Source organism: Methyloversatilis sp. XJ19-49, from assembly GCF_024580145.1.
In the GTDB taxonomy this organism is placed as follows: Bacteria; Pseudomonadota; Gammaproteobacteria; order Burkholderiales; family Rhodocyclaceae; genus Methyloversatilis.
Genome location: NZ_JANINI010000014.1, coordinates 40,394 through 53,754 on the forward strand (window position 1 = coordinate 40,394; position 13,361 = coordinate 53,754).

The 13,361-nt window shown below is 63.8% G+C and carries 14 protein-coding genes; 9 read left to right on the forward strand and 5 right to left on the reverse strand.

The features are described from left to right. Position 1: 1 nt before the first annotated feature. Positions 2–385 carry a metalloregulator ArsR/SmtB family transcription factor gene (locus NMQ16_RS15875; RefSeq protein ID WP_069038577.1) on the reverse strand — a complete coding sequence of 128 codons (384 nt, stop codon included), beginning with the start codon at positions 383–385 and terminating at the stop codon, positions 2–4. Positions 386–531: 146 nt separating this feature from the next. Here NMQ16_RS15875 and NMQ16_RS15880 point away from each other — a divergent pair, with 146 nt between their 5' ends. From NMQ16_RS15880 to NMQ16_RS15900, 5 genes are all read left to right on the forward strand, one after another. Then, positions 532–903: a c-type cytochrome gene (locus NMQ16_RS15880; protein WP_223300310.1), complete on the forward strand. Its 372-nt coding sequence runs from the start codon at positions 532–534 to the stop codon at positions 901–903. Next, the gene (locus NMQ16_RS15885; protein ID WP_257081862.1) at positions 900–2,174 is read left to right on the forward strand and encodes an NAD(P)/FAD-dependent oxidoreductase; all 1,275 of its coding nucleotides are present in this window, start codon (positions 900–902) and stop codon (positions 2,172–2,174) included. Before NMQ16_RS15880 ends, NMQ16_RS15885 begins: the two co-directional genes overlap by 4 nt. A 136-nt stretch (positions 2,175–2,310) precedes the next feature. Next, complete coding sequence (gene dcd / locus NMQ16_RS15890) at positions 2,311–2,877, forward strand: dCTP deaminase (RefSeq protein ID WP_069038575.1); 567 nt, start codon at positions 2,311–2,313, stop codon at positions 2,875–2,877. A gap of 155 nt (positions 2,878–3,032) precedes the next feature. Then, a complete protein-coding gene (locus tag NMQ16_RS15895) occupies positions 3,033–3,701 on the forward strand; it encodes a PEP-CTERM sorting domain-containing protein (RefSeq protein WP_257081863.1) in 669 nt (222 codons plus the stop codon). Between the two features lie 159 nt (positions 3,702–3,860). Further along, a complete protein-coding gene (locus NMQ16_RS15900) occupies positions 3,861–6,113 on the forward strand; it encodes an arginine/lysine/ornithine decarboxylase (RefSeq protein WP_257081865.1) in 2,253 nt (750 codons plus the stop codon). Between the two features lie 49 nt (positions 6,114–6,162). Here NMQ16_RS15900 and NMQ16_RS15905 read toward each other — a convergent pair whose 3' ends face one another. Both NMQ16_RS15905 and NMQ16_RS15910 read right to left on the reverse strand, forming a co-directional pair. After that, positions 6,163–6,687, reverse strand: a complete 525-nt coding sequence (locus NMQ16_RS15905; protein ID WP_257081866.1) for a dihydrofolate reductase — start codon at positions 6,685–6,687, stop codon at positions 6,163–6,165. Further along, positions 6,654–7,448 carry a thymidylate synthase gene (locus NMQ16_RS15910; protein WP_257081867.1) on the reverse strand — a complete coding sequence of 265 codons (795 nt, stop codon included), beginning with the start codon at positions 7,446–7,448 and terminating at the stop codon, positions 6,654–6,656. The genes NMQ16_RS15905 and NMQ16_RS15910 overlap by 34 nt, the downstream gene beginning before the upstream one ends. Positions 7,449–7,613: 165 nt before the next feature. On the opposite strand from NMQ16_RS15910, the gene NMQ16_RS15915 reads away from it, so the two are divergent. Next, positions 7,614–9,083 (forward strand): hypothetical protein, encoded by a 1,470-nt coding sequence (locus tag NMQ16_RS15915; protein ID WP_257081868.1) that lies wholly within the window; start codon positions 7,614–7,616, stop codon positions 9,081–9,083. A gap of 215 nt (positions 9,084–9,298) precedes the next feature. Here NMQ16_RS15915 and NMQ16_RS15920 read toward each other — a convergent pair whose 3' ends face one another. Then, complete coding sequence (locus tag NMQ16_RS15920) at positions 9,299–9,883, reverse strand: YqiA/YcfP family alpha/beta fold hydrolase (protein WP_257081870.1); 585 nt, start codon at positions 9,881–9,883, stop codon at positions 9,299–9,301. After that, a complete protein-coding gene (locus tag NMQ16_RS15925; RefSeq protein WP_257081872.1) occupies positions 9,883–10,707 on the reverse strand; it encodes an undecaprenyl-diphosphate phosphatase in 825 nt (274 codons plus the stop codon). Before NMQ16_RS15925 ends, NMQ16_RS15920 begins: the two co-directional genes overlap by 1 nt. Before the next feature lie 188 nt (positions 10,708–10,895). On the opposite strand from NMQ16_RS15925, the gene NMQ16_RS15930 reads away from it, so the two are divergent. The 3 genes from NMQ16_RS15930 to mtgA are packed head-to-tail and all read left to right on the forward strand — an operon-like array spanning position 10,896 to position 13,340. Then, positions 10,896–11,795, forward strand: coding sequence for an energy transducer TonB (locus NMQ16_RS15930; RefSeq protein WP_257081874.1), 900 nt, complete (start codon positions 10,896–10,898; stop codon positions 11,793–11,795). 4 nt (positions 11,796–11,799) lie between these two features. Beyond that, on the forward strand, positions 11,800–12,633 hold the full coding sequence (gene aroE, locus NMQ16_RS15935; protein WP_257081875.1) for a shikimate dehydrogenase: 834 nt from the start codon (positions 11,800–11,802) through the stop codon (positions 12,631–12,633). 14 nt (positions 12,634–12,647) lie between these two features. After that, on the forward strand, positions 12,648–13,340 hold the full coding sequence (gene mtgA, locus NMQ16_RS15940; RefSeq protein WP_257081876.1) for a monofunctional biosynthetic peptidoglycan transglycosylase: 693 nt from the start codon (positions 12,648–12,650) through the stop codon (positions 13,338–13,340). The last annotated feature ends 21 nt before the right edge of the window (positions 13,341–13,361 follow it).

A 13,361-nucleotide genomic window follows, 5' to 3' on the forward strand; every position in this document is an offset into this window, starting at 1 on the left:
CTTACTCCTGTTCGGACGCGAGTTCGAGTGACTTGCCCACCTTCTTCAGCGATGCCTTGCTGGGTCGGTGCGGCATGTTCAGCGAGTTGCCGGAGGCAATCTGGATGCAGACGGTGCGGCAGATCGACGGAAAATTCGGGTCGATGAGCTTGTAGAACACCATGGCGCCATCCTTGCGCCGGCCGACGATGCCGGCGCGGTACAGCATGTTGAGGTGACGGGAGGTGTTGGTCTGGCTCAGACCCGACTGGTCCACGACGTCGGCAACCGAACGTTCGCCGTCGCACAGGCAGTGCAGGATCTTCAGTCTTGCAGGTTCGGCCAGCAGTCCGAAGTAATCGGCAACCGACTCAAAAACCTTGTCCAGCTCGGGATCGTAATCCACAGCTGCTCCTCGTCTTGTCCTTGTTGAAATCAAACATATGCGCAAATGCGCATATAGTCAAGAATTAATTTATTATTTTTTCTACTTGAGACGTGACGAGTTTTTGTCTAGCGTGTCGTTAGCTCGCAAGGTTCTTCACGACAGATGTGGAACAGGCGTGCCCGGATTACCACGAAGATTCCACGGAGGAGAACATTTTGAAAAAGAAACTGGCGGGCACGGCGCTGCTGTGGCTTGGCCTCTCAATGGCCTGTGCACAGGCTGCCGACCCGAACCTCGGACGCAATCTTGCAGCCACCTGCGCAAATTGCCACGGCACGGACGGCAACAGCGCCGGCGGCATTCCGGGCCTTGCGGGCATGTCGAAAGCGAAGATGCTCGGCCTGATCAACGAATTCCGCAGCGGCGCCAAGCCGGCGACGATCATGCATCAGCTGTCCAAGGGCTACACCGACAGCCAGCTTGACCTGATTGCGGATTATTTTGCTTCGCGTACACCGGTCGGAGGTGCCAAATGAGCGCGGCACGTCGTGGATTCATCAAAGGCACGCTCGGCCTGTCCGCCATGGCGGCGCTGTACGGCTGTGCCGGCGCCGGCAAGGGCGCCAAGGGCCATGTTGTCGTGGTCGGTGGCGGCTACGGCGGCGCGACCGCCGCGAAGTACATTTCGATGTGGAGCGAGGGCGGCATCCGCGTGACGCTGGTCGAGCGCAACGCCGCTTTCGTGTCGTGCCCGATCTCCAATCTGGTGATCGCGGGCGAGAAGCAGCTGTCGGACATCACGATCGGCTACGAAGGGCTCGCGAAGTACGGCATCACCGTGGTGCAGGACGAAGTGACCGCGGTTGACGCTGAAAAACGCATGATCAGGCTGGCACGTGGTGGCGACCTGGCCTACGACCGGCTGGTGCTGTCGCCCGGCGTCGATTTCATGTACGAGTCGCTGCCCGGCATGGCATCGGCAGCGGCGAAGGAAAGCATCCTGCACGCGTGGAAGGCGGGACCGCAGACGGTTGCACTGCGCAAACAGCTGGAAGCGATGCCCGACGGCGGCGTGTTTGCGATGACCATCCCGAAGGCGCCTTACCGCTGCCCGCCCGGGCCTTACGAGCGCGCCTGCATGGTCGCCCATTACCTGAAGCAGGCGAAGCCGAAATCGAAGGTGCTGGTGCTGGACGCCAATGAGGACATCGTGTCGAAGAAGGGCCTGTTCACCAAGGCCTGGGCTGACAACTACAAGGGCATGATCGAGTACCGGCCGCAGAGCGAGCTGCGCGATGTAGATGTCGGCAACCGCACCGCCATCCTCGAGTTCGAACAGGTCAAGGCGAGTGTGCTCAACGTCGTGCCGCCGCAGCGTGCGGGCGACATTGCCGCCAAGTCGGGGCTGAAGCTGATCAACAACCGCTGGGTCGACGTCAACTGGCTCACGATGGAATCGACCAGTACGCCCAACATTCACGTGCTGGGCGACGCCATCTTCCCGGCGCCGACGATGCCCAAGTCCGGTCACATGGCCAATCAGCACGCCAAGGTTGCGGCGGCGGCCATCATCAACCTGATGTCCGGACAGCCGCCGTCCGACGCGCCGCTGGTGATGAACACCTGCTACAGCTTCGTGGATGCGACGAACGTGGTGCACGTGGCATCCGTGCATCCCTACGATGCGGCGACGAAGCAGCCGCAGCCGGTCAAGGGCGCCGGCGGTCTGTCCGCAGCACCCACCGAGATGGAAGGCAAGTACGCACTCGCCTGGGCGCGCAACATCTGGGCCGACATGCTGACCTGATCATTCCTGCCTCAAGCCGCGCGGCCCGCACATCGCGTTGATGTGCGGGCCGCGTGCTTTTCTGCGCCGAACTTGCAACAATCGCGGTCTTTCGTGGCGCCCGGTCGCCCCGCTTACGCATGCCGAGGATACGCAGATGAGCATCAAATCCGATCGCTGGATACGCCGGATGGCCGAGGAACACCGGATGATCGAGCCGTTCGAGGCCGGTCAGGTGCGCGAGGTCGATGGCCGGCGCATCGTTTCGTACGGCACGTCGAGCTATGGTTACGACGTACGTTGCGCGGCCGAATTCAAGGTGTTCACGAACATCAACTCGACCATCGTCGATCCGAAGACCTTCGATCCGAATTCCTTCGTCGAAATGAACAGCGAGTCCTGCATCATTCCGCCCAATTCATTCGCGCTGGCGCGTACGGTCGAGTACTTTCGCGTGCCGCGCAACGTGCTGGTGGTGTGTCTAGGCAAAAGCACGTATGCGCGCTGCGGCATCATCGTGAATGTGACGCCGCTCGAACCCGAATGGGAAGGTCACGTCACGCTGGAGTTCTCCAATACCACGCCGCTGCCGGCGCGCATCTACGCCAACGAAGGCGTCGCCCAGATGCTGTTCTTCGAGTCCGACGAGCCGTGCGAAACTTCATATCGAGACCGTGGCGGGAAGTACCAGGGGCAGACCGGTGTCACGCTGCCCAAGATCTGACGCGGTTTTCGTGCGCAAATGCACGCTTTCCGCAAGTATTTGCCCGCGAATCGATACCAAGCGTTACACGGCGCTGCGACGTGACTTTATGAACAGTCCGCCCTGAACGTCAGCCCTAGACTCCGCTCACTTTCACGAATCACTGCGGAGCCGTCATGTTCAGGAATCTTCTTCTCGCTTCAAGTCTGGCCATTGCTTCGACGGGCGCCGTTGCCGCGCTCGACGCGCCCTGGATCGAAGGTCTCGAAAACACCGGTACCGGCTTCGACGCCGGCCAGACCGATACCCGCTACAGCTTCACCGCCCTCGCCGGCACGGCGACCGGCACCGACGGCTACGGCGTCGTGACCACCGGTTCGGGCTTTCCTTTCGGTTCCTGGCTCGCCAACAACGGGGACTCGGTCTGGTTGACGCCGTCAGCCAACGCGGCGCAGAGCTATGATCCGTCGTCGGCTGGCCTGTACAAGTGGTCGATCAGCTTCGATCTCACCGGCTATGACCCGGCAGCGTCAGCATTTTCCGGTCGCTGGGCGTCGGACAACAACGGTTATGTCGTTTTCAACGGCAGCACCATTTCCACCGGCTCATCCTTCAGCAGCTGGACCTCGTTTGCGGCCAGCACCGGCTTCGTTGCCGGCGTGAATACGATCGATTTCATCGTGAACAACAGTGCGTATCGCAGCGGCAATCCGACAGGTGTGCGCGTCGAATTCCTCGACAGCTACACGTCGGTTGCCGCCCCGGTGCCTGAACCCGCGTCGTACGCAATGATTCTCGCCGGCCTGCTGGTCGTTGGCGCCGTCGCCCGTCGTCGCCTCGGCTGAATGCAGTCGTAGCGTCTGCAGCATCCCGTCCGGGCCGCCCAGTGCGGCCCGGATTGTTTTGAGACATCGAACTGATACCATCGCGCGCTCAGGATCGCAGGTTCTCTGCAATCCGGGGCGCCGTGCCAGGGCGCTCCAGCCATCACACAGGTTGACGCCATGCGCTTCGAGTTTCCGATCATCATCATCGACGAGGACTTCCGTTCCGAGAACGCGTCCGGTCTGGGCATCCGTGCGCTGGCCGAAGCGATCGAGAAGGAAGGTCTGACGATACTGGGGGTCACCAGCTACGGTGACCTGACCTCGTTCGCGCAGCAGCAGAGCCGGGCATCGACCTTCATCCTGTCGATCGACGACGAAGAGTTCGGTGGTGGCAGCGCGGCGGAAATCCAGGCCGTGCTGCAGAACCTGCGCGAATTCGTGGCCGAAATCCGCCGCCGCAATGCCGACATTCCGATCTTCCTGTACGGCGAGACGCGCACCACGCGCCACATCACGAACGACATCCTGCGCGAGTTGCACGGCTTCATCCACATGTTCGAGGACACGCCGGAATTCGTCGCGCGTTACATCGTGCGCGAAGCACGTGCCTATCTCGACTCGCTGCCGCCGCCGTTCTTCCGTGCGCTGGTGCACTACGCGCAGGACGGTTCCTACTCCTGGCACTGCCCGGGCCACTCAGGCGGCGTCGCTTTCCTGAAAAGCCCGGTCGGGCGCATGTTCCACCAGTTCTTCGGCGAGAACATGCTGCGTGCCGACGTGTGCAACGCAGTCGAGGAACTCGGGCAACTGCTCGACCATACCGGCCCGGTGGCTGCGTCGGAGCGCAACGCAGCGCGCATCTTCCACGCCGACCACCTGTTCTTCGTCACCAACGGCACGTCGACGTCGAACAAGATGGTGTGGCATTCGACCGTGGCGCAGGACGACATCGTGGTCGTTGACCGCAACTGTCACAAATCCATCCTGCACTCCATCATCATGACCGGTGCGATTCCGGTCTTCCTGACGCCGACGCGCAATCACTACGGCATCATCGGCCCGATTCCGCTGTCCGAATTCAGTCCGGACGTGATCCGCGCGAAGATCGAGGCCAATCCGTTCGCGCGCAAGGTGTCGAACAAGAAGCCACGCATCCTGACCATCACGCAGTCGACCTACGACGGCATCCTGTACAACGTGGAAGCCATCAAGGATGTGCTCGACGGCGAGATCGACACGCTTCATTTCGACGAAGCATGGCTGCCGCACGCGTCCTTCCACGACTTCTACGGCGACTACCACGCCATCGGCGAAGGCCGGCCGCGCTGCAAGGATTCGATGATCTTTTCCACGCAGTCGACGCACAAGCTGCTGGCCGGCCTGTCGCAGGCGTCGCAGATCCTGGTGCAGGATTCGCAGACCCGCTCGCTCGATCGCGACGTATTCAACGAGGCTTACCTGATGCACACCTCCACCAGCCCGCAGTACGCGATCATCGCGTCGTGCGACGTTGCGGCTGCGATGATGGAGCCGCCGGGCGGCACTGCGCTGGTCGAGGAGTCACTGGCCGAAGCAGTTGAGTTCCGCCGTGCGATGCGCAAGGTCGGTGCGGAATTCGGCGCCGACTGGTGGTTCAAGGTGTGGGGTCCGGAACATCTGGCGGAAGAGGGCCTGGGTACGCGCGAAGACTGGACGCTGCGCGCCGGCGAGCGCTGGCATGGCTTCGGCGACCTGGCCGAAGGCTTCAACCTGCTTGATCCGATCAAGGCGACGGTCATCACGCCGGGTCTGGATGTCGACGGCGACTTCGCCGACTGGGGCATTCCTGCCGGCATGCTGACGCGCTATCTGGCCGAGCACGGCATCATCGTCGAGAAGACCGGGCTGTACAGTTTCTTCATCATGTTCACCATCGGCATCACCAAGGGCCGCTGGAACACGCTGGTGACCGAACTGCAGCAGTTCAAGGATGACTACGACAACAACGAACCGCTGTGGAAGGTGATGCCGGAATTCGTGGCGGCGCATTCGCGCTACGAACGCGTGGGGTTGCGCGACCTGTGTGTGCGCATCCACGAAATGTACAAGAAGCACGACATCGCGCGCCTGACGACCGAAATGTATCTGTCGCCGATGGAACCGGCGATGAAGCCGGCCGAAGCCTGGGCGCGCATGGCGCATCGCGAGATCGATCGTGTGCCGATCGACGACCTCGAAGGCCGCATAACCAGCGTGCTGCTCACCCCCTATCCGCCGGGTATCCCGCTGCTGATCCCGGGCGAGCGCTTCAACCGCACCATCGTCAATTACCTGCGCTTTGCACGCGAATTCAACCGCGCCTTTCCGGGCTTCGAAACCGACATTCACGGTCTGGTCGGCGATGGCGAGGGCGAAACGATCAACTACCTGGTCGATTGCGTACGCGACTGAACGTCCGGGCCGCCAGCGAGGCAGCTGATGCAACGCGGTGCGCCGTCGCTCAGCGTCGCGCGTAATCGACGAAGGCGTACCGCAACCCGCCGGCGCTGACAGCCGATTCGCGGGCGGTTTCGATCCATTCGCTGCGGTCGAAGGCAGGGAATACCGTGTTGCCGTCGAACCGGTCGGCGATTTCGGTCAGCAGCAGCCGCTGTACGTGCGGCAGAGCCAATGCGTACAGCTGGGCGCCACCGATGATGAAGGCGTCCGCGCCACCTTCGACCTGCGCGGCAGCCTGCCACGCCGCCTCCAGCGACGGCACGACGATGGCACCCGGAATCGACAATCCGGGCTGCCGGCTGACCACGATGCTGGTGCGACCCGGCAACGGCCGGCCGAGCGAATCCCAGGTCTTGCGGCCCATGATCATCGGGTGACCCATGGTCAGCGCACGGAAGCGCTTCAGGTCTTCCGGCAGGTGCCAGGGCATTGTGTTGTCGCGGCCGATCACGCCATTGGCGGCCAGGGCGGCAATCAGCGACAGGCGCGGCGTCACACGGCCACCTTCGCCGGAATGTGCGGCCACGGGTCATAGCCGTCGAGACGGAAATCTTCCGGCGCGAACGCGAACAGGTCGGTCACCGCCGGGTTGATATGCATCACCGGCAGCGGCCGCGGTGCGCGTGACAATTGCTCGCGGGCCTGATCGACATGGTTCAGGTACAGGTGCGCGTCACCCAGCGTGTGGATGAATTCGCCCGGCTTGAGCCCGCAAACCTGAGCAATCATCATCGTCAGCAGTGCGTAACTCGCGATATTGAAAGGCACTCCGAGAAATATGTCGGCGCTGCGCTGGTACAGCTGGCAGGACAATGCGCCGTCGGCGACGTAGAACTGGAACAGTGCATGGCAGGGCGGCAGCTTCATCGACGGGATGCTGGCCGGGTTCCATGCGCTGACGATGTGGCGACGCGAATCCGGATTCTGGCGCAACCCCTTGATCAGTTCGGCGATCTGGTCGATGTGGCGCCCGTCGGGTGTCGGCCAGCTGCGCCACTGGGCGCCATACACCGGACCGAGGTCGCCATTGTCGTCAGCCCACTCGTCCCAGATGCTGACGCCGTTTTCCTTCAGCCAGGCGATATTGGTGTCGCCGCGCAGGAACCACAGCAATTCGACGATGATGGAGCGCAGGTGCAGTTTCTTCGTCGTCAGCACCGGAAAGCCGTCGGCGAGATTGAAACGCATCTGCCAGCCGAACACCGAACGGGTGCCGGTTCCGGTGCGGTCGGTCTTGAGCGCGCCCTGTTCGAGCACATGGCGCATGAGGTCGAGATATTGCCGCATGGAAAATATCGCGCAGTCGCGTTACGCTAGAGGGTCGGGATTGTAGTCCAGCGCGCGGTTCCGGCGGGGTCTGCATGCAGTACGGACGGGGCATGGCGCATCGTCCGACGGACGATTGATGATCAGTACAATCGGGGCGCATCCCGAGCGGCGGAGGTGGCAGGTATGTTCGGTGTCTTTTCTTCATCCCCGGCGAGCGTGCTCGGCAATCCGGCCGAGCTGCGCCGTGTGCTGGCCGAAATAGCCGCCGCGCAGCCTGATCTGGCCATCAACGAACTGACCGGCTGGGTCGAATCGGTCAGCGAAGCCGCCAATATCGACATCGCGCACCACGTCAATCTGCTCTATCAGTTCGATTCCAGCGCCCAGCCCCACCTGCGAAAGCTCGACAGTGCTTACGTCGAGCAACCCGACGGCAAGGATGTGGTGTGGCGCACCGGCCGCGATTTCTGGTCCATCCTGTCGTCCGCCTACGAATTCGCGCTCGATCGCTACATGTCCGATCCTGCGCAGGCGTCGGTGCTCAGCGGTCTGTCTCGTCTGGCCTCGCGCACCGTGCGGGCGTGCCGCCAGCGTTTCAAGTGGGACGTCTATCACAATGGCCCGGTCGATGCCGGTCTGTGGCAGGTGGCCGGTCAGGCTTACCTGCTCGCGCAGGCATCGGGCGCCGAAGTGCGCGAGGTGGTCAACGCCGCCGACGAAGCGGCGACGTCGGTCGAACGCGAGTATCTGCGCCTGATCGCGCTGCATGTGGCGGCGCCGGAAGGACTGGTGCCGGCCGGTGTGCGACTGGCCGAGCAGCTCACCAGTTATTTCGCCGCCCGATTCTCGATGGCGTCCGCCGTCGAGCGCGGCACCACGCACTGGCTGGACTCCAATCAGCCTGCTCCGCCGTTGCGTCTGGTACGCGCGCCGCTGACCACCGACGGCATCCGCTACTTCTCCGGCATCGCGGCCGCCGATGCCGCACTCGCGATGGCGCGCAAGCTCGAAGCCGGCGAACGGCCGGACGCGCTGCATTTCGATGAAGAGCCGTCGCCGGAACAACTGGGTCGGCTGCTGCGCCACCTGTCGATCAACTGGGCGCTCGACCCGCCGACCCGGCAATACCGCCGCCACACGCTGGGTGGTGCACTCGCGGTCGCCAATGGCATCAAGCATCTGCACCACGTGCTGCGCGGCGCGCGCGACGAGGCGGTGATCTATCGCTGGGAAATGTCCGACGCCAGTCTGGGCGGCATCGGCGCAACGGCACCCACTGCCAGCGCCGAATGGGTGCGCGTCGGCTCGCTGGTCGGCATGCAGCCGTCGGGCGGCGACAACTGGCTGGTCGGTGTCGTGCGCCGCTACATGCGCGGTCGGGATGCGCGCGGCACGGTAGGCATCGAAACGTTGTCGACCACCGCCCGCCCGCTTGAAGTGTTCTCCGAACGCAACAGCGGCGAAGCCGTTGCACTCGATGACCCGATCACCGGCGCCGTCGTGCGCCTGGCGATCAACGGCACCGGCTATTCGGCTGAATACCCGCTGCACGCGTCGATCAACGGGCGCCACGTCAGGCTTGATCCGGTCGAGCTGATCGAGCGTGGCGCCAATTTCGATCTCGCCCGGTTCCGCGTCAGCGACTTTCGTTAGCGCGACTTCGTTCAGGGCGGGTGTCGGGCATCGCTGCGCTCACCCCAACCTACGGGGGATGGGCAAAACGTGATTGGCGGCGAGTGCCCGCGCTGCCGTAGGTTGGGGTGAGCGCAGCGATGCCCAACAACCCAGCTTCCTTAAGTTTCGCGCCGTCCCATCACCCCCGCAGGTCGGGGTGAGCGCCAGCGATGCCCAACAATCAGCATTCGCCCTCAGCGATCCGGCAGCAGGAATTCGGTCATCCGCGGAAGTTCTGTCGCGAAGCTCCGCAGGCTGTGATCGCCGCCGGCATGCACGACGAAGTTCGCGCCGCGCAGCTTCAGTACCGCCTGCCACCAGTCCAGTACCTCGTCGCCGGTTTCCAGCAGCACGAGATAACGTTCCGGTTGCGTGATGGCCGCGACATCCAGATCCGCGAGTTGTTCGACATGTTCCTGCTCGAAGCGGAACACCTCGCCCGTATACATGTGTTCATGTTCGCCGACGTAATCGCCGAGCGATTTCGGTGCGACCACGGCCGGATTGATCAGCGCCGCACGGAGTCCATGCTTTTCCGCCAGGTGCAGAGAATAGAAGCCGCCCAGCGACGAACCGGCCAGCGCAACCTCGTCGCCGTCCGCCATCGCGGGGCACAGCACCGACTCGATCAGCGCGATCGCGTCCAGCGGGCCGGGCGGCAGCTGTTCGCACCACAGGTCTCCGGCCCGACCCTGTCGTGCAAGGTGGGCGCGCAACTGCACGGCCTTGACCGACTGCGGGCCGGAGCGGAAGCCGTGCAGATAGATCAGCTTCTGCATCAGTGATCCGCCCAGTCCACCCAGCCGCCGATGGCTGTCAGCAGCACGATGATGCCGAAGACGATGCGGTACCAGGCGAACACCTCGAAGGTGTGGGTGGAGATGTAGCGCAGCAGCCAGCGCACGCTGAAGAAGGCCGCCAGGAAGGACGCCACGAAGCCGGTTGCGAACACCGGCAGATCTTCGGCACGCAGCAGCGCCCAGTTCTTGTAAACGTCGTAGGCGGTGGCCGCGAACATCGTCGGAATGGCAAGAAAGAAGCTGAATTCGGTCGCCGCGCGGCGCGACAGGCCGAAGATCAGGCCACCCATGATGGTCGCACCCGAGCGCGACACGCCGGGAAACATCGCGAGCGACTGTGCAAGACCGACCTTCAGTGCCGCTCGCCAGTCCATGTCTTCCACGGTTTCGTAGCGCGGCTGGTGATTGCGACGCTCGATCAGCAGAATGAGCACGCCGCCGACGATCAGCGCGCCCGCCACGGTCAGCGGGTTGAACAGATAGGTCTTGATCACGCCGTGCAGCAGGAAGCCGAGTACTGCCGCCGGCATGAAGGCGATCAGCACCAGTGTCACGAAGTGGTTGGCCTGCGGATCGCGCGCCAGCACGCCGCTGCCGACATCGATGAGCTTGCGCCGATACTCCCAGCAGATCGCCAGTATCGCGGCCAGCTGGATGACGATCTTGAATACGCGACTGGTGTCGTCGGTATAACCCAGCAGGCTGCCTGCGATGATCAGGTGGCCGGTGCTGGAAATGGGCAGGAACTCGGTCAGACCTTCAATGATGCCTAGAATGAAGGCCTTGATCAGCAATGGATCCATGGAGTTTGCTGCACACGAAAGACGACTGATTATAGAACGCCCGTCGTGACACGCCGGCGACGCTGTGCTGTCTCATTTCCCGGCGGGCGGCGGTATTTCACCAGCCGCCTGTAAAATCCTGCCCCATGCCACGAAAAAGCGCTGCAGCCCGCACCCGCCCGAAGTCCGCGGCCACACCGGAGAGGGCCGTGCTGACCAGCGTTCGGCCAGCCGCTTTGACCACGGCCGAACCTGCGCTTCCGCCGCTGGCCATCGGCATCGCGGTGTCGATCCTCGTGCATGGCTTCGTGCTGGCGATCAATTTCGCGCCTGACCTCAAGCCGAAGCAGAAGGCGGTCGATCAGCCGCTGGAAGTCGTGCTGGTCAATGCGCGCGGCAAGCAGAAGCCGGTCGATCCGCAGGCGCTTGCACAGGCCAGTCTCGATGGCGGCGGCAATACCGATCAGGACCGCCGTGCAAAAACGCCGCTTCCGGCCAGCAAGCGCGACCAGACCGGCGATCAGCTGGTCAGCACGCAAAGCCGCGTGCAGGAACTCGAAGCGCTGCAGCAGAAGCTGCTGGCCGAGGCGCAGGCAAAGACGGCAGTCCGGGAAGAGGAACGTCGGGTCGAACAGCCGGAACCGACGCCGCAGGCTGTTCCGCTGCCCCGCGGCGCCGATCTCGCGGCGCGCGCCATGGCGATGGCGCGCATGGAAGCCGAAATCGCGCGCAATGTGGATGACTACAACAAGCGGCCGCGAAAGAAGTTCGTCGGCGCACGCACGCAGGAGTACCGCTTCGCACAGTACATCGAGGACTGGCGGCAGAAGGTCGAGCGGATCGGCAACCTGAACTACCCGAGCGCGGCGCGCGGCCGCATCTACGGCAACCTCACGTTGACGGTCGAAATCCGGTCCGACGGCGAAATCGAACAGATCTACGTCAGCCGCTCGTCCGGCCAGCCGCTGCTCGACGAGGCCGCGCAGCGCATCGTTCGCATGGCCGCACCCTATGCGCCCTTCTCGCCGGATATCAAGCGCGACTTCGAAATCCTGTCCATCACCCGTACCTGGAGCTTCACCCAGGGCGACCAGCTTGAAGCACGCTAGACCGATGCCCGATCGTTACGCCGTGGTGGGTCATCCCATTTCGCACAGCAAGTCACCCGCCATCCACGCCGCCTTCGCCGCGCAGACCGGTCAGGACATGAGTTACGAGGCGCTGCTGGCGCCGCTGGAAGGCTTCGCCGCCACGGTCGTGCAATTTCGCGCCGAGGGCGGGCGCGGCATGAACATCACCGTGCCGTTCAAGGAAGAGGCCTGGCGGCTGGCGGATCGCCTGACTGAAAGGGCGCGGCTGGCCGGCGCGGTCAACACCTTCGTGTTCGATCAGCACGTGCTGGGCGACAACACCGACGGTGCCGGGCTGGTGCGTGACCTCGAGTGGCTCGGTGGCCGGCTCGACGGCGCGCGCGTGCTGCTGCTCGGTGCCGGAGGCGCCGCGCGCGGTGTCGTGCTGCCGTTGCTCGATGCAGGGGTGGCGCGTCTGTTCATCGCCAACCGCACCGCCGACAAGGCGCGTGGTCTTGAAACACACTTCGGCGGGCACGATGGCCGCGCCGCGCTGGCCGCCGGTGGTTGGCAGGATGTTGCCGATGTGCCGTACGACATCGTGATCAACGCCACCAGCGCCAGTCTGAGCGATGAGGCGCCGCCGCTGCCGGACCGGTTGTATGCGCCGGGCAGCCTGGCGTACGACATGGTCTATGGCCGCGGCCTGACAGCCTTTCTGAAGCAGGCGCGCGCGCAGGGCGCCGGCACGCTGGCCGACGGTCTGGGCATGCTGGTCGAGCAGGCGGCCGAGGCCTTCGCGCTGTGGCGCGGCGTGCGGCCGGACACGGCGCCGGTGCGCGATATGCTGCGCGCGGCAACGCCGCCGCTTGCCTGAGCGCCGCCCCGGTCATGCGTCGCTTCCTTCGCCTGCTGAAATGGCTGCTTGCTGCTGCGGTGCTGCTGGCGCTGGCATATCAGCTGTGGATTTTCGGTCACCTGCTGTGGTGGACGAAATTCAATCCGGACGAAACCCGCTTCATGTCGCTGCGCCTGTCCGAAATGCGCGAGCGTCAGCCGGACGCACAGCTGCGCAGGCAGTGGGTGCCCTACGAGCGCATTTCGGTGCACCTGAAACGTGCGGTAATCGCTGCCGAAGATGATGGCTTCGTCGATCACGAAGGCTTCGACTGGGAAGGCATCCAGAAGGCGATGGAAAAGAACCGCAAGAAGGGCCGCGCGGTGGCCGGCGGCTCGACCATCAGCCAGCAGCTGGCGAAGAACCTGTTTCTCAGCCCGAGCCGCAGCTATCTGCGCAAGGCTCAGGAGGCGGCGATCACCTTCATGATGGAAGCGGTGATGGACAAGCGGCGCATCCTCGAAATCTATCTGAATGTGGTGGAGTGGGGCGACGGCATCTTCGGCGCCGAAGCGGCCGCGCAGCGCTACTACCGCGTGCCGGCGGCGAAACTCGGGCCGGATCAGGCGGCACGGCTGGCCGTCATGCTGCCCAACCCGCGCAAGTACGAAAAGACCTTCGGCCCTCGCCTCGCGGCACACGCCTCACGCGTCGCCGCGCGCATGCACTACTCGCAAGTGCCATAGCAGCAAGGTTTTCGTGGGAGC

Coding starts and splice junctions, on each gene's coding strand:
- NMQ16_RS15885 (WP_257081862.1), top strand. CDS start 900: ATGAGCGCGGCACGTCGTGGATTCATCAAAGGCACGCTCGGCCTGTCC.
- dcd (WP_069038575.1), top strand. CDS start 2,311: ATGAGCATCAAATCCGATCGCTGGATACGCCGGATGGCCGAGGAACAC.
- NMQ16_RS15895 (WP_257081863.1), top strand. CDS start 3,033: ATGTTCAGGAATCTTCTTCTCGCTTCAAGTCTGGCCATTGCTTCGACG.
- NMQ16_RS15900 (WP_257081865.1), top strand. CDS start 3,861: ATGCGCTTCGAGTTTCCGATCATCATCATCGACGAGGACTTCCGTTCC.
- NMQ16_RS15910 (WP_257081867.1), bottom strand. CDS start 7,448: ATGCGGCAATATCTCGACCTCATGCGCCATGTGCTCGAACAGGGCGCG.
- NMQ16_RS15915 (WP_257081868.1), top strand. CDS start 7,614: ATGTTCGGTGTCTTTTCTTCATCCCCGGCGAGCGTGCTCGGCAATCCG.
- NMQ16_RS15920 (WP_257081870.1), bottom strand. CDS start 9,883: ATGCAGAAGCTGATCTATCTGCACGGCTTCCGCTCCGGCCCGCAGTCG.
- NMQ16_RS15925 (WP_257081872.1), bottom strand. CDS start 10,707: ATGGATCCATTGCTGATCAAGGCCTTCATTCTAGGCATCATTGAAGGT.
- aroE (WP_257081875.1), top strand. CDS start 11,800: ATGCCCGATCGTTACGCCGTGGTGGGTCATCCCATTTCGCACAGCAAG.
- mtgA (WP_257081876.1), top strand. CDS start 12,648: ATGCGTCGCTTCCTTCGCCTGCTGAAATGGCTGCTTGCTGCTGCGGTG.